General features: G+C 60.2%; 22 protein-coding genes and 1 pseudogene. 8 read left to right on the top strand and 15 right to left on the bottom strand.

What is annotated here, in order from left to right; genetic code table 11:
* Nucleotides 1–81 precede the first annotated feature (81 nt).
* Complete coding sequence (locus BLS41_RS27635; RefSeq protein WP_074770557.1) at nucleotides 82–780, top strand: 4'-phosphopantetheinyl transferase family protein; 699 nt, start codon at nucleotides 82–84, stop codon at nucleotides 778–780.
* 16 nt (nucleotides 781–796) lie between these two features.
* On the opposite strand, the gene BLS41_RS27630 is transcribed toward BLS41_RS27635, so the two are convergent.
* The 3 genes from BLS41_RS27630 to BLS41_RS27620 form a co-directional block, all read right to left on the bottom strand.
* A complete protein-coding gene (locus tag BLS41_RS27630) occupies nucleotides 797–1,618 on the bottom strand; it encodes a hypothetical protein (RefSeq protein ID WP_074770555.1) in 822 nt (273 codons plus the stop codon).
* A 12-nt stretch (nucleotides 1,619–1,630) separates the two neighbouring features.
* Complete coding sequence (locus BLS41_RS27625; RefSeq protein ID WP_074770553.1) at nucleotides 1,631–2,110, bottom strand: hypothetical protein; 480 nt, start codon at nucleotides 2,108–2,110, stop codon at nucleotides 1,631–1,633.
* A 171-nt stretch (nucleotides 2,111–2,281) separates the two neighbouring features.
* On the bottom strand, nucleotides 2,282–2,941 hold the full coding sequence (locus tag BLS41_RS27620) for a nitroreductase family protein (RefSeq protein WP_083380096.1): 660 nt from the start codon (nucleotides 2,939–2,941) through the stop codon (nucleotides 2,282–2,284).
* Between the two features lie 336 nt (nucleotides 2,942–3,277).
* Between BLS41_RS27620 and BLS41_RS27615 the strand changes: the two genes are divergently transcribed.
* A complete protein-coding gene (locus BLS41_RS27615; RefSeq protein WP_074770551.1) occupies nucleotides 3,278–4,531 on the top strand; it encodes a YbfB/YjiJ family MFS transporter in 1,254 nt (417 codons plus the stop codon).
* Between the two features lie 306 nt (nucleotides 4,532–4,837).
* Here the strand turns inward: BLS41_RS27615 and BLS41_RS27610 are convergent, their stop codons facing one another.
* The gene (locus BLS41_RS27610) at nucleotides 4,838–5,311 is read right to left on the bottom strand and encodes an Lrp/AsnC family transcriptional regulator (protein ID WP_074770549.1); all 474 of its coding nucleotides are present in this window, start codon (nucleotides 5,309–5,311) and stop codon (nucleotides 4,838–4,840) included.
* A gap of 390 nt (nucleotides 5,312–5,701) precedes the next feature.
* Here BLS41_RS27610 and BLS41_RS27605 point away from each other — a divergent pair, with 390 nt between their 5' ends.
* Nucleotides 5,702–6,322, top strand: coding sequence for a LysE family translocator (locus BLS41_RS27605; protein ID WP_074770547.1), 621 nt, complete (start codon nucleotides 5,702–5,704; stop codon nucleotides 6,320–6,322).
* A gap of 81 nt (nucleotides 6,323–6,403) precedes the next feature.
* On the opposite strand, the gene BLS41_RS27600 is transcribed toward BLS41_RS27605, so the two are convergent.
* The 9 genes from BLS41_RS27600 to BLS41_RS27560 all read right to left on the bottom strand — a co-directional run bounded on the left by BLS41_RS27600 (nucleotide 6,404) and on the right by BLS41_RS27560 (nucleotide 12,447).
* Entirely contained in the window at nucleotides 6,404–6,751 is a 348-nt protein-coding gene (locus BLS41_RS27600; RefSeq protein WP_253189771.1) for a hypothetical protein, read from the bottom strand.
* A 663-nt stretch (nucleotides 6,752–7,414) separates the two neighbouring features.
* Nucleotides 7,415–8,215 (bottom strand): SDR family oxidoreductase, encoded by an 801-nt coding sequence (locus tag BLS41_RS27595; RefSeq protein WP_074770545.1) that lies wholly within the window; start codon nucleotides 8,213–8,215, stop codon nucleotides 7,415–7,417.
* Nucleotides 8,216–8,399: 184 nt separating this feature from the next.
* Entirely contained in the window at nucleotides 8,400–8,555 is a 156-nt protein-coding gene (locus tag BLS41_RS27590; protein WP_074771229.1) for a DUF3309 family protein, read from the bottom strand.
* A gap of 155 nt (nucleotides 8,556–8,710) precedes the next feature.
* Nucleotides 8,711–9,952, bottom strand: coding sequence for a YbfB/YjiJ family MFS transporter (locus BLS41_RS27585; protein ID WP_074770544.1), 1,242 nt, complete (start codon nucleotides 9,950–9,952; stop codon nucleotides 8,711–8,713).
* Between the two features lie 88 nt (nucleotides 9,953–10,040).
* Nucleotides 10,041–10,655, bottom strand: a complete 615-nt coding sequence (locus BLS41_RS27580) for a TetR/AcrR family transcriptional regulator (protein WP_074770543.1) — start codon at nucleotides 10,653–10,655, stop codon at nucleotides 10,041–10,043.
* Nucleotides 10,656–10,864: 209 nt separating this feature from the next.
* A complete protein-coding gene (locus BLS41_RS27575; RefSeq protein ID WP_074770542.1) occupies nucleotides 10,865–11,077 on the bottom strand; it encodes a hypothetical protein in 213 nt (70 codons plus the stop codon).
* Between the two features lie 316 nt (nucleotides 11,078–11,393).
* Nucleotides 11,394–11,612 carry a hypothetical protein gene (locus tag BLS41_RS27570; protein ID WP_074770541.1) on the bottom strand — a complete coding sequence of 73 codons (219 nt, stop codon included), beginning with the start codon at nucleotides 11,610–11,612 and terminating at the stop codon, nucleotides 11,394–11,396.
* 183 nt (nucleotides 11,613–11,795) lie between these two features.
* On the bottom strand, nucleotides 11,796–12,080 hold the full coding sequence (locus tag BLS41_RS27565) for a hypothetical protein (protein ID WP_074770540.1): 285 nt from the start codon (nucleotides 12,078–12,080) through the stop codon (nucleotides 11,796–11,798).
* Between the two features lie 88 nt (nucleotides 12,081–12,168).
* Nucleotides 12,169–12,447: a hypothetical protein gene (locus BLS41_RS27560; protein ID WP_074770539.1), complete on the bottom strand. Its 279-nt coding sequence runs from the start codon at nucleotides 12,445–12,447 to the stop codon at nucleotides 12,169–12,171.
* A 415-nt stretch (nucleotides 12,448–12,862) separates the two neighbouring features.
* On the opposite strand from BLS41_RS27560, the gene BLS41_RS27555 reads away from it, so the two are divergent.
* A complete protein-coding gene (locus BLS41_RS27555; protein ID WP_074770538.1) occupies nucleotides 12,863–15,040 on the top strand; it encodes a serine/threonine protein kinase in 2,178 nt (725 codons plus the stop codon).
* Nucleotides 15,041–15,085: 45 nt separating this feature from the next.
* Here the strand turns inward: BLS41_RS27555 and BLS41_RS40315 are convergent, their stop codons facing one another.
* Together BLS41_RS40315 and BLS41_RS40310 are read right to left on the bottom strand one after the other, a co-directional pair.
* On the bottom strand, nucleotides 15,086–16,285 hold the full coding sequence (locus tag BLS41_RS40315; protein WP_436972044.1) for a formylglycine-generating enzyme family protein: 1,200 nt from the start codon (nucleotides 16,283–16,285) through the stop codon (nucleotides 15,086–15,088).
* A gap of 18 nt (nucleotides 16,286–16,303) precedes the next feature.
* Nucleotides 16,304–17,002 (bottom strand): annotated as a pseudogene (locus BLS41_RS40310) (caspase family protein); the annotation flags it as partial.
* A 392-nt stretch (nucleotides 17,003–17,394) separates the two neighbouring features.
* Here BLS41_RS40310 and BLS41_RS27545 point away from each other — a divergent pair.
* The 4 genes from BLS41_RS27545 (at nucleotide 17,395) to BLS41_RS27530 (ending at nucleotide 20,613) form a co-directional block, all read left to right on the top strand.
* Nucleotides 17,395–17,880: a DUF4399 domain-containing protein gene (locus tag BLS41_RS27545; RefSeq protein WP_074770536.1), complete on the top strand. Its 486-nt coding sequence runs from the start codon at nucleotides 17,395–17,397 to the stop codon at nucleotides 17,878–17,880.
* Between the two features lie 46 nt (nucleotides 17,881–17,926).
* A complete protein-coding gene (locus BLS41_RS27540; protein WP_074770535.1) occupies nucleotides 17,927–18,361 on the top strand; it encodes a DUF4399 domain-containing protein in 435 nt (144 codons plus the stop codon).
* Nucleotides 18,362–18,628: 267 nt separating this feature from the next.
* On the top strand, nucleotides 18,629–18,910 hold the full coding sequence (locus tag BLS41_RS27535; protein WP_074770534.1) for a hypothetical protein: 282 nt from the start codon (nucleotides 18,629–18,631) through the stop codon (nucleotides 18,908–18,910).
* 290 nt (nucleotides 18,911–19,200) lie between these two features.
* A complete protein-coding gene (locus BLS41_RS27530; RefSeq protein WP_074771228.1) occupies nucleotides 19,201–20,613 on the top strand; it encodes an efflux transporter outer membrane subunit in 1,413 nt (470 codons plus the stop codon).
* Nucleotides 20,614–20,735 lie beyond the last annotated feature (122 nt).

The following is a 20,735-nucleotide window of genomic DNA, read 5'->3' as shown; positions in this document are numbered from 1 at the left end:
AGGGGCATTGCCGGTTCGGACGTGATCCAGGTTAGAGTCGCGTTTATTCTTTAGCGCGCGTTTCACAACCGAACTTCTGCGATGTATTCCATCGAGCCTATTTCGCTATCTCATGAAGGCCCGTCCGACATTTCGTTGTGGCGGGTCGATCTGGCTTTTCATGTGTCGCTGGACGAAGACGCTTTCTCATCGCTCAGCGACGACGAACGCGTTCGCGCGCGCAAATATCTTCGTCATGAAGATACGTTGCGTTTTGCTACCGTCCGCGTCGCGTTGCGTGAGCAACTTGCGCGACGTCTCGGCATCGCGCCACACGCCGTTCGTTTTACACACGACGCAGACCGCCGTCCCCGATTGGCAGATTCGAACCATGTCGATTTCAACGTATCGCATGCGGGTTCGTATGGGTTGATCGCGATGTCGCCGGTGCGTCGCGTGGGCGTGGATATCGAACACCGGCGTGCTCAATTCGATTGGCGTTCGGTCGCGCCGCTGACGCTCGATCCTGCCGAAAAAGCGTGGATCGAAGGACTCGAGATCGCGCAGCAGAACGTGGCGTTTTATGACGCCTGGGTCGCGAAAGAAGCGCTGGTCAAAACAACGGGCGTAGGCATTATCGAAGGATTGCAGCATTTGACCGTGCTGCCGCGCGACGCATCACGCGTGATTTTGCGCAACCGGATTCCACACGACATGCGCGTTATCTCCGCACACTGGCTTGCCGCGCCAAATGCGTATGCGGCGTGTCTCGCGTGGTCGGAGACGCCGTTCTCAAGCTAGAAGCTGCGCAGTTTGTTCATCTGCAAGGCCGATCAAACACGGTTCCCTTCGGCCAGCCGAATGTGTGCACCGCCATCACCTGCTCGGCAATCGCGACCGCAGCGCGAATCTTTCCGCCCATCGGCAGATCGAGCAGGTGCCAATCGCCATGCTCACCGAGTTCGAGCAGGCTGTTCGATACATCGTCCGACAGCAGCGCGCCGTCGATATCCACCGGCGCGTAGCGCAACGCATTGCAAAGGCTGCTGTAACGCGCGCGTCGCCGCGATGTTTCGGATGACTCGTCAGGTTCGCTGCCGGGCGACGGCGTGACGACGCTCAACCCGAGCGTGGCCGATGCCACTCCGATCACGATCCAGATGCCGCCATACGCAATATCGATGGTGATGCCGCGACCGTCGCGAGGATGACGCGCACGCAATTTCTCGTTGCCGTCGTCCTGCAATTCGACGCGCTGCGGCTCGCAGTCGAACAGATTGCCGACGATCCATCGCACCACCACGCGTGCGCTGACGAAGCGCTTGCGCAGCGCGGCGTTCGGATGAAGCCGCGCGCGTTCGCGCTCGGTTTTCGATAACCATGTGTCGCCTTCCTGAACCGGCACCGGCAGCCATTCGCAACGGAATCGCCAAAGGTGCAACTCGTTTGCGCGCGGCGCGGCGACGCCGCCCGGATAGCGCCGCGTCAGCGGATGCGAGTGGAAAGCGGGGACCGGCGTCGATGCGATCGCGTGTGCGGTCCTGGCCAGTGGTAGCGGTGCGGGGGGCGAGTCGGCGCTATCGGCGATAACTGCGTCGGATGGAGGCGCCAGCGGCGCCAGATCCACTTCCATGGGCATGGGCTGACGTCCTCAATGCATGTACGTGACGCGGCGCGCCTGCACATCGAGTTCCACGCCCGCGTCGAGCAGATCGATCGCGAACCAGCGGATCAGCTTCAGCACACCGCTCACGGCGGGCGCGGGCAGCCATTCGCTCAACATGCGCAACGCGGCGCCGCTATGCGTTTTTTGCAGTAGCGCGATGGTTTGCAGGATCACGGCCTCGTCCTTGCCGAGATCGCTGGCGCAACGGCAGCGCATGTCGAGCGGACGATACGACACGTGTCTCAGCGAGCGCATCAGCAGATCGAAATGTTCGATGCCGTCCTGTCGCAAGCCGACGCCGCTCAGAATGTCGCGCCAGTGGACGCCGCCGCGCGCGGTCTCGCACGCCGGACGCAACCAGGTGCGCACGGCGGTGAGGACCGTGCGATCGGGTGCATCGGCTGGGTCGACCGGATGATCGTCGATCAGTTCGGGACGGCTGCTGAATTGAGAGCGGAAGTTCATCGATGCTCCTGTCTGGACACGGTCCATGAGTCGCGCCGGCCGGGTTGAACGGAAGCCGCGTCGCAGGCCAGCGCTAGAACGCGTGCGACGGACAGGCGGTGACGCCGGGCTTGCGTCGGGTGCCGGCATCGGTCGAAACCAACGCTGGCGAGTGCCCACTTCGCTTGACACTTAGGCCAGCTGCGGAGGCAGCCATTCGCGCACGTGTGCGCTGCGGGCCGGACGCTGCGGCGGTTGTCCCGGGTTTTTCGGCGTGCCGACGAACAGGAAACCGAGCAGACGTTCGTTCGGCGCGAACCCCAAGGCATCGTGCAGACGCGTTTCGTAGCTGTCCGGTCCGGTGGCCCAGAAGCCGCCATAACCGAGTGCGTGGATCGCATTCAGCATGTTCATCGCCGCCGCGCCGGCCGCGAGCAACTGCTCGACTTCGGGCACTTTCGGATGAGCCGAAAGCGCCGCGCCGAGCGCGATCACCAGGGGCGCGGCAAAAGCCTTCTGCCGACGATGCGCGTGCGCCGAACGCGGCTCGCCCGGCGCGCGTGCGCAGGCGAGGTCGACCAGCAGATCGCCGAGCGCGCCGCGAGCCTCGCCGCGAATCGTGACGAAGCGCCAAGGCCGCAGATTGCCGTGATCGGGCGCGCGCAACGCGGCGTCGACGATCAGGTCCAGCTCGGCATCGGCCGGACCGGGTTCCGTGAGCGGCCAATGCGACTGGCGCGACAGCAGCACGTCGAGTACCGCCGACGCTTCAGGCGTCGCGGCGCCGACGGCGGGGGCCGTGGCGGGCGGTGACGTGTCGGTATCGGCGCGGCTGAGGTCGAGCGTGGTCATGGTTGCTTGTTCGGAAGATGTCGTGGGATGAATCATCGCTCAATTTTTAGGTAAATGCAAATCATTCGCATTTGCAAGGCACCTGTTCGGTGCGTGATGGTTGTCGGGAGGTTGTCCAGCGGCGGGTGCGGAGGTGTCTCTCGCGGCGCGAGTCAAACCTATTTGCGCATCGGATCGAGCAGAAACCCGAATTCTCACGGTCGTTGCAGCGGCACCCTCACTAGCGCAACTAACGGTCAAGCCAGCCCGCCACCCCCGGCTATGATGGCGAAGCGGCACATAAAAAACTTTTCGCCGTCACGGCCCGCAGCATTTTTGCCCACATACACCCGCCCCATGTCACGCACTTCATTCGACGTCGCCTCACCCCAGACTTCCGCCGACGACAGCCAACGCGCCCCCACCTTGATGCTGGCCGCGGCGCTATCGCTGGGCAGCGCAATCGCGCTCGGGCTCGCCCGCTTCGCCTACGCGCTGCTGTTGCCGTCGATGAAACTCGACCTCGGCTGGAGCTTCGCCCAGGCGGGCGCGATGAATACCGCCAATGCGCTCGGCTATCTGCTCGGCGCGCTGGCCTTCCCTCGGCTCGCGCGCCGCTGGTCGGCGGGCATGCTGTTCGGCGCCGGTTGCGTATCGACGGCGATCTTGATGGCGGGCAGCGGCCTGCTCGCCGACACACATTCGCTGCTCGTGCTGCGCGTCGTCACCGGCGCGACCAGCGCGGCGATCTTCATCAGCGGCGGCGTGCTGGCCGCGCGCCTGGCGTCGGCGAGACCGCGCGATGCGGGGCTTGTCCTCGGCCTCTATTACGGCGGCACGGGATGGGGGATCGTGGCGTCGTCGGTACTGGTGCCGTTGACTATCTTCAATGTCGCGCACGGCTGGCAATTCGCGTGGTTCGCGCTGGCGGTGGCGTGCGTGGTGTTCGCGGCGGTCGCGATCGGCGCGGCGCGCAGGATCGAGAGTACGCATGCGAGCGCGGGATCGGTATCGGGATCAGCGTCGGCGGCTCCGGTTTCCGGTGCAATCGACTCACCTCGCTGGTCGCGTTTCGGCATCATGCTGACGGGCTACGGCCTGTTCGGCGTCGGCTATATCGGCTACATGACGTTCATCGTCGCGCTGCTGCGCAACGCGGGCATGAGCGCAACGGTCGTGACGGGCTTCTATCTGCTGCTCGGACTGGCGACGGTGGTGTCAGCGCGCGTGTGGTCCGGCTTGCTCGACCGGATGCGCGGCGGTCGCGCGCTCGCGGTGCTCAACGCGTTGCTCGCGATTGCGACGCTGCTGCCCGCGCTGTTCACACAGCCGTGGGTGGCGTTCGTGTCCGGCGTGCTGTTCGGCGCGACGTTTCTGTCGGCGGTGGCGTCGACCACGGCTTTCGTGCGCCACAATTTTTCGGCGAGCCATTGGGCGAGGGGAATCAGCGCGTTCACGATCGTGTTCGCGTTCGGACAGATCGTCGGACCGATGGTGATCGGCTGGGTGTCGGACGGCGCGGGGCTTGCGCGCGGGCTGGTGTATTCGGCGTTGCTGCTGGCGGCGGGGGCGCTGTTGGCCTTTTTTCAGAAGCCGTTACGCGACGAGTGAGGTCGTGTGCGCGAGATGGCCGGATGCCTCACCGCCATCGTTCGACGTTGAGCGCGTGGTTAGTCTGAGGCTGTCACGGCGAACTCATTTTCAGGAAGGACCGCCGCCGAATGCGTATCGCAGCACAACCGGCTTCGCTGCTCAGCATTGCGCCTGGGTGAGCCGCACTTCCTTCCGTAGATCGGGAGCCGACCGGGCAGCATACCGCGACGTCGCTGCCAACCCGCCACGCAGACCATATCTGCCGCTCGCGTAGCCGACGTCATTCACTACCACGAATTGCGCTAAAAACGTCGGCGCAAAGGTTCACACCGCAACCGACGGAATGCTCTTCATGCATCGAAGCGCAAACATCGAACGGCTATGTCGGATACCCGCGATCCGATAAAGCTTTTCGCGCAAAAAACGCTCGTATCCGGCGGTGCCCTGCACCGCGACCTTGATCAGGTAATCGTATTCGCCGGAAATCAGATAGGCGTCGAGCACCTCGGGCAGCAGCGCCAACTCTTCGCCGAAGCGATGCAAGGTTTCCTCTTCATGACGGTCGAGCGTGACTTCGATCAGGACCGTGTCCGAGAGGCCGAGCTTTTCCTGATCGATGAGCGCGACGTATCCGCGAATCAGGCCCGACTCTTCGAGCTGCCGCGTCCTGTTCCAGCAAGCAGTGGTGGACATTCCAACGAGGTCGGCGAGTTCGGCATTCGTCAGCCGGGCGTTCTTCTGCAACTCGCGCATGATCTTGCGATCCTGATTGTCGATCGGACGATTTCGGGTGGTCATAGCGGTGTCGGAAGATTGTTTTGATGAATGCCAGTTTAACGGAACAAACTACCGATTTGGTATCGAGAATGCAGGACATTCAGAAGCCTATCCAGCCACAATCCGGGTATATTTTCACCATGCATTCATGCCCGGCATCACCATCCGGGCCGCGGGTTTCCTCGCCTACGGTCCATTTCAGCCACAAGCTGCCCGATGGTGTGTCGCTGCCCTAACAGGAGGGTGGCACGCGGGCGAATTCCGGCGTCACGATCGCCGGGAGACGCGCTCGCCGGGCATGGGCGCATGTTCCCAACCGAATGCTTGCCGGCGAATATCCTTGCGCACGAGTCCTCGATTTGCGCGCTTACGGATGTCGCGCGTCGGCAATGCCGTAACCGATGCCCGCCGATGTCGATCCAGTTGTACGTCTCGTTTCTTCTCGCTTCACTCGTTCTCGTTTATTCCCCTGGCCCCGTCAACGTGCTGACGATGAGCCAGGCGCTCAGCGCCGGCTGGCGTGCCGCATTGCCCGGTGTGTGGGGCGGCACCTGTGCCGTGCTCGTGCAACTGATCTTCACCGCGTTATGCCTGAACTCGCTGCTGCTGATCGACGAGCGCGCATTGATTGCGCTTCGCTGGGGCGGCGCGGTGTATCTGGTTTATCTCGGCTTCAAACAATGGCGCAGCGGTGCTCTTACCGTTCCCGTCGATGGCACGCGGCAACGCGGCATGTTCTGGCGCGGCTTCGCGACCTCCGGGCTCAATCCGAAAACCTTGCTGTTCTTTCCGTCGTTCTTTCCGCAGTTCATCAGCACGCCGTCGGGCGATGGGCGCTGGTCGGCGAATCAGCAATACCTGTTGCTGGCCGCTACGTTTGCAGTGGTGTTCGCATTGGGCGTGGCGTCGACGGCGATTTTTTCTCATCGGCTGCGTACGGTCTTGCAACGGCCGACGCGCATGCGCGCGGTGAACCGTCTAATGGGCACGTTGCTGGTCGGAATGGGCGCGGTGATGGCGGCGGTCCGCTGAGTTAGTCAGCCGGCGTTTCGCGTTGACCGCCGTTTCGGCAGACATCTCCCGCGCCTGAAAAATCGTTTTCGGTTCCGCCAGTCAGCTTGTTTTGGAGCGCGGCTTTATTGCACTTTGCACGGCGATACTCCGGTACACATCGCGGCAAAATTGCATACTGCCGTCGGGTAGATGAGTTGAGTTTGCACCGTTCGCGTGAGTCGCTGTTTGTGCCGTTTCTGCAACCGGCTCCGCAGGGACTGGATTGATGAGCGCGGCATCGACAGCGAAAGGGTCGGTCGGCGGCGCGCGCATGATGCCGACATTCTTGATCGTCACCGTTAGAGTGGGATCGTGTACTCGCGGAGCGTGACTAGCTTCGACGTTGAAGTTGATGTTGAGCGTCCATAAACCTTCGTGAATATGCTGGTCGATGATGATGGCCTTCACCACTTCCTGATGCGAAAGCGCGTACTCGTTATGTGCCATCGGTCCCTCCTTCCGCGTGACGCCGTGTCGGCGCACGTGTGCAGATATGGCATTTTCCCGGACAAGTGAAGCTAGTTTTACCTTCTATTTTCCGCAGTGCAAGAAGAAAAGATGTCTGCACCGATGCGCGCGCGCCACGCTTCGCAGTTCGCGATCCGATTCAGAATGCGAAAGGCGACGCGCGAATGCGGGCGTCGCCTTTCATGCAACCAGCGAGGGTCGCGAGAGAGTAAGAGAGCAGTAAGTGACGGGTCAATAAGCCCGTCGTCAATCGATCGTCTGGTTTGATTAACGACGCAGGTGCTGCGGGCTTAATGGAAAATCAGATACAGAATGACCAGCACGATCAACGGAACGCCGAGAAGCCAACCGAGAAGATAAGGCATGATGTGAACTCCTTTCGTGTCGTAGTTTGAGTACGAAGGGAATAGAGCATTAGGCGTGCCTGATTAGACTGGTGATTCGCGCCGCGTGTGTGGCGTGTATGGGCATTGCACAACACGTCTCTACGTACTGTGCCCGATCGCCGATGTATCGGTGATCGGCAGCCTTGCGCATTGCAGTATTCGCTAATGTGTCATTGCTTTCGCGCTTCAACGCGGCGAGTAAATCGGGAAGTCACGCTTATCCGTTATCTGCAAAACCGGGATACAAGGTCATGCCGCCATCGACGAACAGGGTGGTGCCAACCACGTAGTCGCTTTCATCTGAAGCCAGCCACACAGCGGCCTCGCCGATGTCTTCTACCTCACCCACGCGACCATACGGAATCAGTTGCAATAGTTTTTTCAACGCGGCTTCTGTATTCCACGCATCCTTGTTGATCGGCGTGCGGATTGCTCCCGGCGCAATTGAATTCACTCGAATGCCCTCCGGCGCGACTTCCTGTGCGAGCGATTTCATGAACATCTGAATTCCGCCTTTGGATGCCGCGTAATTCACATGCCCGGCCCATGGAATGACCTCGTGAACCGAACTCATACAAATGATCTTGCCGAGCGCTCTGGAATTGTTTCTCTGGCCGCGTCGGCGGAATTCTTTAACGGCAGCCTGGGTCGTCAGAAACTGTCCGGTCAGATTGGTCGCTAACACCGTTTGCCAATCTTCCAATGTCATGTCGCCAAACGCGCTGTCTTTTTGCAGACCGGAGTTCGCGACCACGATATCGACAGTGTCGAAGCGTGCGCGGCACGCGTCGAACATCTTCTCGACTTGCGACGGATCGGATACGTCAGCACGAACCGCGAACGCCGAGCCGCCGTCTTTTTCGATTTCGTCGGCAAGCTGTTCTGCTGATTCGGGATGCGAATGATAATTCAATGCCACCGCCGCGCCTGCTTTCGCTAGCGCCTTGGCGACGCCAAAGCCGATACCGGAACTGGCGCCTGTAACCAGCGCAACCTGATTGGCGAGTAAATTTTCCATCGCGTTCTCCGTTTTTCGTTGCCGGGCGTTTCCCGGACGTGACACCGTATGACGATATTCCGCCAATCGACATAACGAAGCCGCCGGATATCGGTGCAGCGAACTGCATCGATATCCGGCGGCCTGCTTGGCGAGCGTCGGAGTAGCTAACGCGCGCGTACGAAAGCGCTTCAACCTGCGCCGGTTATATCACTCCGACAACCAGCAACACGATGACGACAATCAGCACGACGCCGATCCCGCCCGTCGGGCCATAGCCCCATGCCCGGCTGTGCGGCCACGAAGGCAACGCACCGATGAGGAGAAGAATCAGCACGATCAGAAGAATAGTTCCCAACATATAAATGACCTCCGCCTGGTTGATTGGACCTGCCTTCACGACAGCCACGCAATGCCTACGTCGAACGCCGACTTGCTAAAGGCAGTATCGATATTTCTATTGAGCAAGCCCCGTGCCCAGGCGGAAAAACATGTCGGAATCTTATTCGCCGATACTTATCCGGTCGCACCAACCCGCCGCACAACAGCAAGACGGGAAGCCACAAAGTCAGCAATGAACGCAAGTACCAGCGCCACCGCACCGAGAGCAAAAATCAGCGCGTAATTGTTATTCGTGTGCGAAAAGAGAAACGAATACCCGTATCCGCCCAGCGCCTGGAAGAGAGCAAAGGCTGTCGTTGCGCGACTCCATGCGGCACGTTGCTCGGTGTGATCGTGCGGCACGAGTTCGTGAATGCGACCGAGCACGAGCGGCACGATTCCAGGCGTGAAGATACCCAGAATGACAGTCGATACAACCAGCGCTACTGTGCTGTGCGAAAACGCGAGCATCGCTACTGCCGTCGACTGTAAAAACAGCGCGATGCGATAGGCGTTGCCGAACCCGATTCGATCGGCCACGTTTCCACAGATCAGCGGTCCTGCAATCGCGGCGACGCCATACAGTACCCAGTAATTGGCGCCCGTTGCTGCACCATGTCCGAGACCGCGAGCAATAAAGTCGACCAGCAGCACCATCGCGGGAACGAGGCCGAGCGCGTTCGCTGCGTACTGTGCGTACAGCACGCGTAACGTCAGACCATGCGGTTGTGCAACGCGATGCGTAGTGGAAGAGGCGGCAGGAGCGGGTGGATTCGTCGACGGCCAGCCGAACCAGCTAGCAGCAGTCAACACCAGCGCAAGCACGCCGAGTCCAATCCACGTGACTTGCAAGCCGTGATGCAACAACCTTGGAATCAACGTGCCGGATGCGGCAATCCCCAAACCCAGTCCAAGAAAAATCATGCCGCTGACAAAGCCGCGACGTGCCGCGGGAATGTGCGGAAGAATCGAGGTCGCCACGAGCACCATGATTGCGCCGCCGGAAATGCCGGACAGCAGACGCCATGTGAAGAACCAGCTAATCGAAAGCGGAAATGCGCACGCGAAGAAGGCCGCCGTGACGACTGCCATCAACACACGCAGCGCGCTGCGGTTCGACAATGCGGATGCGAGCGGGCGGCCGATCATCGCCCCTACCAGGTAGCCCGCAAAATTCGCGGCGCCGAGCGTTACCGCTTGCGACGACGTGAACCAGTGCGCCTGGATCAACGACGGAATCAGCGGCGTGTAGGCGAAGCGTGCAAGACCGATGGCGACGAGACTGCCGCACAGTCCCGCGAAAGTCGCGAAGATTGCGCGAGCGTCGAGTGAAGTGGGACGGGCAGTATCTAATGACGTAGCAGGTGTAGCAGACATGACGAGTCCTTTACCGGTGCGCCCGCCGATGGCGGCGCTGCCGGATGTCGATGGAAAGCGGGGTGGAGCGCCTCGTCGGGCGCGCGGCTCAGACGTCCTGGTCGTGTGCCGGTAGGGCAGGTAAGCCGAGCAAAGCCAGCGCAGGCGACACAGCGCCGGCAAGCAGCGCGTATTGCGGCGTGACTCGCGCGAGAACGCGAATGCCGATCAACGTGGCGAGCAGATGCGAGGCGGCGTCTTCCGCTGGAACGACGGCGGCAATCTCGCCGCGATCCATTGCGTCAACCAGATTCCGCTGGAAAAACGCACGAATTTCAGCGAGTTCCACGGCGACGGTTTCGCGAAACGACTCGTCTTCCGACGACGTTTCAAGTGCCGAATTGACCAGCATGCAACCACGCTTGTCGGGGTCTTCGATTGCGCGCTCGATGATCTCGTGGAAGAACAGTGTGATGCATTGCGCCGGCGTCACAGTGCGTTCCAGCCGGCCAATCCGCTCGCGCAGTGTGTGTTCGAGATAGTGTTCGAGCGCGCGCAGGTACAGCCCGCGTTTGTCGCCGAATGCGTTGTAGAGACTGGGCTGCGTGAGACCGGTCGACCTCACCAGGTCGCGCGTGGAAGTGGCCTCGTAGCCCTTGTTCCAGAATGCGGCGCTGGCTGCTTCGAGCACTTCGTTTTCGTCGAATCCGCGGGGTCGTGCCATGTGGAAATCCCTCTTGCGTCGCTTGAAACTGATTCTGTATCAGTCGATATAGAAACGGATTATATATCGACTGATACAAAAAGCAAGGGAGATCTCGGTGCTGACTGGCGGCCGATTCGTCGCATTCATCAGGCTAATAAACCGGCACCCAGGTTCCACTGGAGCGAGAGACAGGTGCCGGTTTTCTATTTTCGGCGCGCTCGTGCGTCCTATAAATAGGTCCCGCCGATACGGCCTTCGAAGATGGCGGTGTTGATTTCCCAGTCGTCGACATGACCGACTGCGCCGCCGGCGCCGCCGACGGAGACGACCACCGAGCGGCCGCCGCGCAGCATCTTCATCTGGTCGGCCGAGAGCGTTGCTTCGTCGTGTGCGTGGTCCGTGGAACGCGGCAGGTCTTTGATAATGACAGTGGATTTCATGGCGGTACTCCTGACAGTGGATTGGCGAGCACGGGGCGGTGCTCGCTTCTATTTCTGCAAGAGCTATGCCAATTTTCGCGAGCTTCGAGCCGCGAGGCAAAGTCTCTCTGCGATACCAGACCAGGCGGGCGATTGCGTTGCGTGTCGCTCATCAGGCTCGCAGGGAGCATGCGGAATCGCACGAAAGTGTCGGGACGTATCCCACGAATCGCGTTCGGGAAGTTGGCATGCGGCGTACGCATGCATCGAGAAAAGCAAAACGGCACGCGCAGTCGGCGCGTGCCGTTTTAATTGCGATGCCTGTACGAAGGTGAAATCAGCCGCCTTGCCGGATACGCCGCATCGCTGCAATCGCAATTTGCCGATGCGCGCCAGGGAAGCCCGGCGGATAGTTGACAACGCGTGTCGATGCGGGCACCAGAGGCGCGGCCAGGCTCGAACGCGCGCCGACTCGCGCACCGCCGACAATCGCGGCCATCGCCTCGCGATCGAGTTCGACACTGTCAGCAAGGTCTTTAATGATGAGCTTTGCCATAGCGGCTCCACAAAAGAAATCGAGCGGCTGGCCGGTGCGATGGGCCGGTCGCCGCTCGAGGGTTTTGTTCTGTGTGCAGTGGTCTCGTCGCACTATCAGTATAGGAAAAATGTGTGCAGCTTGTGGCTCGGCGATGAGGTTGCAGCAGTCGGGAAATCCCCGTATCCCGTCTACTGCGCGTCGTCACACCGTAGCGTAATTGCCGCCCCACAACGAGGGGCTGACATTCAGATGCAGCGGCACGAAACCGGCGCCGATCACGCCGACGTTGTTGAGTGCCGCAACGTTGGTGTACTGCATCTGAGTGAGGTTCTGGTTGATAGACACGTTGACGTTGGCAATGCCGCTGAGACCGGACGCCGAGGGCAGGCCGGGCACGCTGCTACCCGTGCCGCCGGACACCGCCGACATTGCGTGGCGGTCGAGCTCGCGGGTGCGGGACAGATCGCGAATCATGAGGGATGACATGGTGAATCTCCAAAGGTGCGCGGAAGACGGGCGTGACCGGCGCGAGGCGAAGCGGGCCGCAACTGCGGGTGCTTCGCCTCGTCGCGCTTTACACGTGGATGTTGTTGCCCGAGCTGATGCAGGGCGCGAGCGTCGAGTTGAGACCGGCGGCGAATGCGACGTTGTTGCCGGTGGCGTTCTGCATGTTCAACTCGGTGCTGATGAGTTGCGTGCCGTTGACGTTTTTGCTGTTGTTCGGCGCGTAGATCGGGCTGAAGTTGTAATAGGACGACGAGGGGCCGAAGCCATTGCCGCCGCGCACGGCGCTCATTGCACGGCTGTCGAGTTCTTCGGTGATGGACAGATCTTTGATCATCAGTGCGTTCATGGTGAATCTCCTGGAAGAAAAAATTTGAGTCTTTCGATTGGGTTCGAGCAACTTGTCTGCTCGAGTGTCACTAATGCATGGGCTGTGCCAGTTTTATTCAAGGATCCTGATAAATTTTCGGAAGGCTTGATATTCAAGGCTTTCGGGCCGTTTGCGGATCAACGGAGAAGTCACGCAGCGTATCCGCGCGCGAGCGAACCGATGGTCTGCGTCCGACACTTGATCGGATGCTGTTGGATACCGAACGACACCTGCCTGCAACGCGTATCGCGGGCCAATCCTGGTTTGCGAAAGCACGGACCGGGAGCTAGTATCGAAGCGGCACATGTAACTGGTTACGGAAGCTTTTCTATCGGCCTGCGTGGCTTCGGTCGCATGCGATCCGGCCCAACGGCAGCGGCGGCGCTTCACACAAATGGCTAGCCTTGCGCGTGTGATTCACGACTTTCAGAACGGCGAGCTGTCCCGTGACGAGTTCGTGGCTCAACTCGACAGCACGTTGACAACAGAAGGACTCGCGCCCACGCAGTTGCTGGAGATGCTCGGCACCGCGCATCGAAAAACACCTTTACCCGACGATCTCTACGTTGAAGTCCGCCGACGCATCGAACAGTTACGCGTGTCCAACGTCGCGGCCGGTGGCGAGGAAACCGGCATTCAGACCACGGTGGAAATTCCGTCCGTGCGCTCCGCCAGTGCGGGCAGCCTGGGCAGTGCGGCAGGATCAGCCGACATCGTCGGGCACGATCAGATCAAAGGCACCGGCGACACCCTGAATAACCGCTTCGTGCTCGAAGAGTGCCTCGGCGTGGGCGGCATGGGTACGGTGTATAAGGCGCTCGATCTGCGCAAACTCGAAGCGTCGGATCGCAAGCCGTATCTCGCGATCAAGGTTCTCAACGTTCAGTTCCGCGGCAATCCGAATTCGCTGGTCGCGTTGCAGCGCGAGGCGCGCAAGGCGCAGGTGCTCGCGCATCGCAACATCATCACGGTCTACGATTTCGACCGCGACGGCCCGATTGTTTATCTGACGATGGAGTATCTGAGCGGCAAACCGCTCAGCCAGTTACTGCGTACGCCCGGTTATCAGGGCATGCCCGTGCGCGCGGCGCTGCCGATCGTGCGCGGCATGTGTGCCGCGCTCGCGTATGCGCATGAGCGCGGTTTCGTCCATTGCGATTTCAAACCCGCCAACGTGTTTCTGACGACGGGCGCCGAAGTGAAGGTGATCGATTTCGGCATTGCGCGCGTGTTTCAGCGTCCGGAAGAAGAGAGCGACGCCACTGTTTTCGATCCCGGCAGTCTCGGCGCGTTAACGCCCGCGTATGCGAGCCCGGAGATGATCGAGCATCGCGAGCCCGATCCGCGTGACGATATCTATGCGCTTGGTTGCATCACGTATGAACTGTTGACCGGGCATCATCCGTTCGACCGGTTGTCGGCGACTCAGGCACGCAACGCGGATTTCAAACCGCAGCGGCCTGCGAATCTCGATGCCAGGCAGTGGCGCGCGTTACGCGCGGCGCTGTCTTTCGATCGCGCCACGCGGATGCCGAGCGTGACGCGTTTTATCGCCGAATTCGACAACGAGGCGCGCGCTGAGAAGTCGGGCACGCTGGCGAAAGTGGGGCTTGCGAGCTTTGCCGTGGTCTGCGCGGCGGCGGTAGGGGTATTTGCGTTGCGCTCTGGACCAGGGCGGCAGGGAGGCTCTCAGGCCGACGCTGGCACGTCGCAGGCGGCGGCAGAGGCGAGTTCACCCCCGGCCGCAAAAATGGCGGCAACTGCTCTTGCGGTGTCTGACACGACGACGGCGAAAACACCGGACGCTTCAGCGCCTGCTTCTGCGGCTTCAACGGCGATTCAAGCGCCACCTGTACCACCGCCATCGCCCGCGCCCAGACCCGCGCTGACTCTCGCGGCCGTCATGCCCGTCCTCGCGCAGGTGCCGTGTTCCGCACTATCCGCGGCCGTGCAGGATCATTCGCTGACGGTGCGCGGCTACGTCTCGCAGCGTTACGGCGTGGCGCATCTGAAGGAAACGCTGACGGCTTTGCCCGGTGTCGATGCACTCACGCTCGGAGTCGAACCGCTCGCCGACGACAAATGCGACACCGTTAAAGCACTGGCGCCCTATTGGGTCCGCAACTGGCAGGCGGGCCGTGTGGCCGAGTTGCATGTGCGGCCGCCAGGCGGTCAGTCGAATGGTCAGTTGAGCGACGGCGATCCGCTAGTGGTCGATGTGAGCACGCCGGGTTACGACTCGTATGTGAATCTCGACTACTACCAGCTGGACGGCAGCGTCGTGCATATGGTGCCGAGTCCGCGCGCGAAAGATAATCAGGCGCCGTCGCATTATTCGGCCACGATCGGCAGCGCGGGCGACTGGATCATTTCAAAACCATTCGGTTCGGAGATGGTGGTGCTGCTGATCACGCCCGTGCCGCTATTCGACAAACCGCGCGTGGAAAGCGAATCACGTGCCGATTATCTACGCGCACTTAATACGCGGCTCGCGCAAATCGGCGGCAAGTATGGGCAGGATCATCTCGTTGCCGACTTTGCGCCGATCACGACGAAACCGCGTGCGCCTTGAGTACCCCGCAATAACATGCATAACGTCGTCACCTACGTTATGCACTCACTTAAGGTCTTTGACGACTCGTAACCCATCCTGCGATTGACGCACGCCTGCGCTGTATTTGAAGCGGGTTGCACTGAGCATGTAGCTGCCGTTCTCGCGCCATGAGCCGCCACGAATGACGCGCATATCGCAGCCGGGGCTGTCCCATGAGTGTCCGTCCACAGGCGCGCCCTGGTAACTGTTGTGCCAGCAGTCGGCGGTCCATTCCCAGACGCTGCCGTTCATGTCGTACAGGCCGAGCGGATTCGGCGCGAACGAGCCGACGGATTCGGGCCCTTCCTTGTGCCACGGATCTCCGCAGTCCTTGCAGTTCGCGTTGCCTTTGCGCATCTGATCGCCCCACCAGTAGGCAGTGGTCGTGCCGCCACGGTCCGCATATTCCCATTCGGCTTCGGTGGGCAAGCGATACGGTTTGCCGGTTATCTTGCTGAGCCATTTCACGTACTGCTGCGCGTCGTCCCAACTGATATCGCGCGCTGGTGCGGTCTTGTTGGTGTTGCTTTCGGGCGTCAAATTCTGACACGCGTTGGCCGCGACGCACGCGTTCCATTGTTCGACCGTCACCGCGTATTTGCCGATCGCAAACGGCGCGGCAATAGTCACGTGATGAACAGGTTTCTCGGATGGGTCGTCGGTGTTGCTGCCCATCGGGAACGAGCCTGCGGGCACGGCGATCATGATCGGGCAGGTGGCGCAGTCCCGCTGTTCTCCGGCCACTGGCGGGTGCGTGGCGGGCTTCGGCGCGGCCAATGAAGTGGCGGGAGCACTGGCGGGTGGCGCGGCTGTCACATGCGGGTGTTCTTGCGCTGCGGCGCTTGCCGGCGTAGCGGGTCGCGTAACCTGGGGTGGTGCTACTGGTGGGGATACCGCAACAGCCGGTGGATTCGACGCCGCCGCACGAAGACGGTCGATTCGAGCGTGTGCCAGCGTGACAAACCTGCCGTTAGGATAGGCCTTCAGATACGCCTCGTAATCAGCCGGATAATTACTGTCCTTGATTGAATTCCAGAACGTGATTTCGTACTGCTCGCTGCTGTCTTTCGGAAGAATGCCCCGGCTATGCGGGATGACGACGATGTCGGTATTTGCATAGGCATAGGCGGGCGGCGCAATCGCGTCGCCCTGCACGCTGGCGGGGGGCGTCAAGGGCATGGCCAGAGATGTAGCGATCCACGGCCTTTGCTCTCCCTTCGTGATCTCGACAACTTCCGCAGTGACGCGCCGAAACAGCGTGGTGAGATTTTGCCGCGATGGCGCGTCGTTTAGCGCATTCAGCAAAGCGCTCGTGTAAATGCCGTGGTACCTGCCGTCTGCGGCGAAGCTGCCGTTTGCCGTTGCATACGCGACCACAGTATTGGCGGGAAGCGCCGATGTGCCGCTTGCCGCGCCGCTTGTCGTGCCGGAAGAAAACGGATTGTTCAGGCACGTATCGAGAATCACGAGATTCAATTGACCGGCGCGCGGCTTCTGCATCGCATGCAATACGGCGTTTAGATCGATGCTGTCATTGATCAACGAAGCGGGTGCGTGCATATCAAGCCCTGCGGGAACAAGCAGAGTCTGTCGGCCAATTTGCATGCCGTGTCCCGCGAAATAGAAGAGGCCGACGCCACCTGCCCCCAGACGCTGGCGGAATTCGCCGAGCGCCTGCTGCATGCCGCGCGGACTGGCATTCGTACGCGTGATGACTTCGAATCCGAGTGCTCGCAATGTGTCGCTTATTGCTTCGGCATCGCGCGGCGCATTGTCTCGCAGAGAACGGGGGAGGCCACCGTACTCGCCGTTGCCGATCACAAGTGCAAGACGTGGGGCGTGTGGGGCGTGTGTGCCGGATGGAGTCGCGCTCCAGTTCGTATCCTCACGTTGCGTCGCGGCATTGGCATTGCCGCAATAGGTGTGGATTGCCCCAGCCATGCACAGCAGCATGAATATTCGCCACATCTTCACATCCTGTTTGTCCCGGACAGAACCTAGGCATTCGAGGACCGCCTTGCCCGCAGCGATTACTGAAGTACCCGGCGCGAGGCATCGATGCCGCTATCGATCATCCATCTGCAACCTGTTAATAACCATAGCACGCGCTTTGTGCATCACCACTGTCCGCGTATTCTCAATGAGATATACGGATAACGAGTGTGGCGTATCTTTTTGGCAAGTTACGTCCTAAGCTAATTCACAAAGTAGCGCAGCACGGCCGTTTTACCGAGGTGGTCGTCCAGTCATTCGCGCCCGCGATATTCAGCCGGAACGTTCGGTTTGCCCCGTGCAACCGAGGTGACCGTGACCACTCTTCAGGAGAGTGCGCTATGCGAATAAGCCTGATTCCCGTTGTGTCCAACAGACGTGATGAAATCAAAACACGCCTTGCTGCATTGCGCGTGATGCTTTGCGCGACGTTGGTGGTCGCCGGAACTGTGGCGCAAGCGGAGCAGACACCGTCGCCGCCCGGCGCGGAGGAATACATCATCTGGCCGTCGGACGGCGCGGTCATTCACGGCGGCAAACTCTGGGTGCGAATGGGGTTGCGCAATATGGGCATTTGCCCGAAGGGCGTCGCGTTTCCCAACACGGGTCATCATCATCTGCTGATCGATACCGATCTGCCCGCGCTCGACCAGGAAATTCCGTCGGATCGCAGTCATCTGCACTTCGGGGCAGGCGAAACGGACGCGCGCATCGAACTGCCGCCGGGCAAGCACACGCTGCAACTGATTCTCGGCGACCACAATCATGTACCGCACGTGCCGCCCGTGTATTCGAAGAAGATCACCATCACCGTGCTAAAGAACTAGCGCGATCCGTTCGCTCAAAGCGGGCCCTTCAGGACGGAGAGACCTCATGTACAGGATCATCGCAGTCGCGACGCTTGTGACGTCGGCGGCATTGGCGTTGCCCGGTTTTGTTTTCGCAGGAGCGACACCTGCGCCGGCTTCCGCTTTTGCCTATATCGGCTATCCGAACGACGGCCAGGTCGTGGCCGCCAACAAGCCGTTCAAAGTGTGGTTCGGCCTGCGCTATATGGGCGTTGCGCCGAAAGGCGTCAAATATCCGAATACCGGCCACCATCATCTATTGATCGATACCGACTTGCCGCCGATGGATCAGGAGATTCCATCGGACCGCAATCATCTGCATTTCGGCGCGGGTGAAACGGAAACCACGATTCAATTGCCGCCGGGAAAGCACACGTTGCAGTTGCTGATGGGCGACGACATGCACATGCCGCATAACCCGCCGGTGTACTCGAAGAAGATCACGGTTATTGCGCGATGAGCGGTGTCGCAAGCGGGCCAACTACATGGCTTCGTATGTTGGCTTCGATCCACCATTCACAGGTTGTTCTTTAATCGATATCGACGCGCGTTTTAAGAGGTGATACTCAGGAAGTCCTTTAAATGAAGGCATCCGGCAAGTTTTTGAAGAGTGGAAGCTCACCCTGGCACAGCCCATGCATTAGTGACACTCGAGCAGACAAGTTGCTCGAACCTAACCGCAAAACCTGCGCAACACCGTGCAGTTTCCCTTCTCAGGAGATTTACCATGAACACGCTGATGATCAAAGACCTGTCCATCACCGAACAACTCGACAGCCGCGCAATGAGCGCCGTACGCGGTGGAAATGGTTGGGGCCCGTCGTCGTCGTACTTCAATTTCACGCCGGTGTACGCGCCGAACAACAGCAAGACGGTGGACGCCACTCAACTGATCAGCTCGACGATGAACATCCAGAACGCCACCGGCAACAACGCAGCGTTCGTGGCGGGCGTCACGACCACGATCACTCCGCACATGAGCTCGAACAACAACATCTACGTGTCCTGAGCGGCATTGGCCGCGCGAAGGCCTGGCACTTCACCTTCGCGCGGCTGACCCGTCAAAAACGTCTGTTATTCAATCGTTCTTTCCACACACCCTCTGCTTCACTGCCCGATCCCCATGCTGATTTTTTGCTCCGCTTCGATACTGAAGCTGCGCGGGCGATGCTTTACTTAAAAGGGCATTTGATTTCGCAGTGAAAAGGGTGTTATCGGAGACACATCGTGTCAGCGTCGCTTGATTCATCGGTACGCCAGCGCTTCTTCTTCACGCGATCCCGGCAGCGTGCCATTCGCGTGACGAATACGCTACACAGCCTTTGCGCGGTATTGGTGTGTGCACTGCCGCTGTGCGCATGCATCGATGTCAGCATGCCCGACTACAAGCGGCCCGATACTCCGGCTAAAGCGTCGTGGTCGGACAAGAAAGGTGCGCCGGTATCCGCTGTCGAGACGATTCAGCCCGACTGGTGGAAAGGCTTCCAGGACCCGTATCTGGACACGCTGATTAGCAAGGCGATTGGCGGCAACTTCGATATCAAGGTATTGGCCGCGCGTCTCGATGTGGCCGGCACGCAGATCGGCGAAGCCAAAGCAGGCGCATTGCCGACAATGGATTTCGGCATGGGCGCCGATTTCGAAAAGACCACCGGACAAACTTTCGCCAAACAGTACAACGTGGCGACCCAGGTGAATTGGGACATCGATATCTGGGGCAAAGTCGAAAAAGGCGTGCAGGCGCAGAAGGCGGAATTTCATGCGAGCGAGGCGGACTGGCGCGCGGGTTATCTCGAACTGGTGTCGAACGTATCCAGCACGTACTTCCAGATTCTGCAATTCGACGACCAGATAGATCAGCAGCAGAAAACCCTCGTCACGAACCGGCAGATTCTCACGATCTACGAAGGGCAGCGCAGTAACGGCCTCGTGCCGCAAACCCAGGTGTTGCGCCAGCAGGCTGAAATCAACCGCCTGACGAAGGAATTGCTTGAATTGCGGCGGTCGCGAGCTATTGCCAATAACGCGTTGTGTACGCTGATCGGCGTTCCGGCCGGCGAATTCGATTTACCAAAAGGACATTTGCAGCAGCGCGTCCAGTTGCCTGCCGTGCCGGACGGACTGCCCGCGCAATTGCTGGCGAGGCGTCCCGATGTCGTCGCGGCCGAGTTCAGGGTACTCGAAGCGTACGACCTCGTCGGCCAGGCCAAACTCGCGCAATTGCCGACTATCAGCCTTACCGGACATGCCGGCACTGCAAGTTTCGCGCTGACCGATCTGCTGAAATCGTTCACTTACGGGTTTATGCCGAGCATCAATATTCCGTTGCTTGATCCCGGTGTGCGGGCTCACGTCAAGGTCACGCAGGCGCAATCGACGGTGGCCGAGCAGCAGTATCGCGTGGCCGTGATGGGTGCTTTCGAAGAAGTGGAGAATGCGCTGGTCAATCTGAATTCGCATAAGGCACAGCGCGTGGAATTGCAGCAGCAGGTAGAGCGTTTGCAAATAGTGGCCGATCAGATTCAGTCTCAATTGCGCCTCGGCGTGGTGTCGCAACTGGAAGTCTTCGAAACCGAGCGCACGTTATTGGAAGCGCAGCAGGCGTTGCTCTCCAATCATCAACTGATTCTGTCGGACACCGTTCTGCTTTACAAGGCGCTGGGCGGCGGCTGGCCGAGCGTCGACGTACAGGCGCAAGTAAAGGAACACTGAGCTAATCAACAATGGCGTAACGCGCGGATATTTAGGCCGCAGGTGACGCGCCGATTGCGTTCTTAACCGATGATCTGAAAATTGACACACGCCATGCGTGACTTAAACTCTTTAAGGAGCCA

The organism is Paraburkholderia fungorum (assembly GCF_900099835.1).
Taxonomy (GTDB): Bacteria; Pseudomonadota; Gammaproteobacteria; order Burkholderiales; family Burkholderiaceae; genus Paraburkholderia; species Paraburkholderia fungorum_A.
The sequence above is the reverse complement of the archived record's forward strand: the minus strand, read 5'-3'. Positions and strand labels throughout refer to the sequence as shown.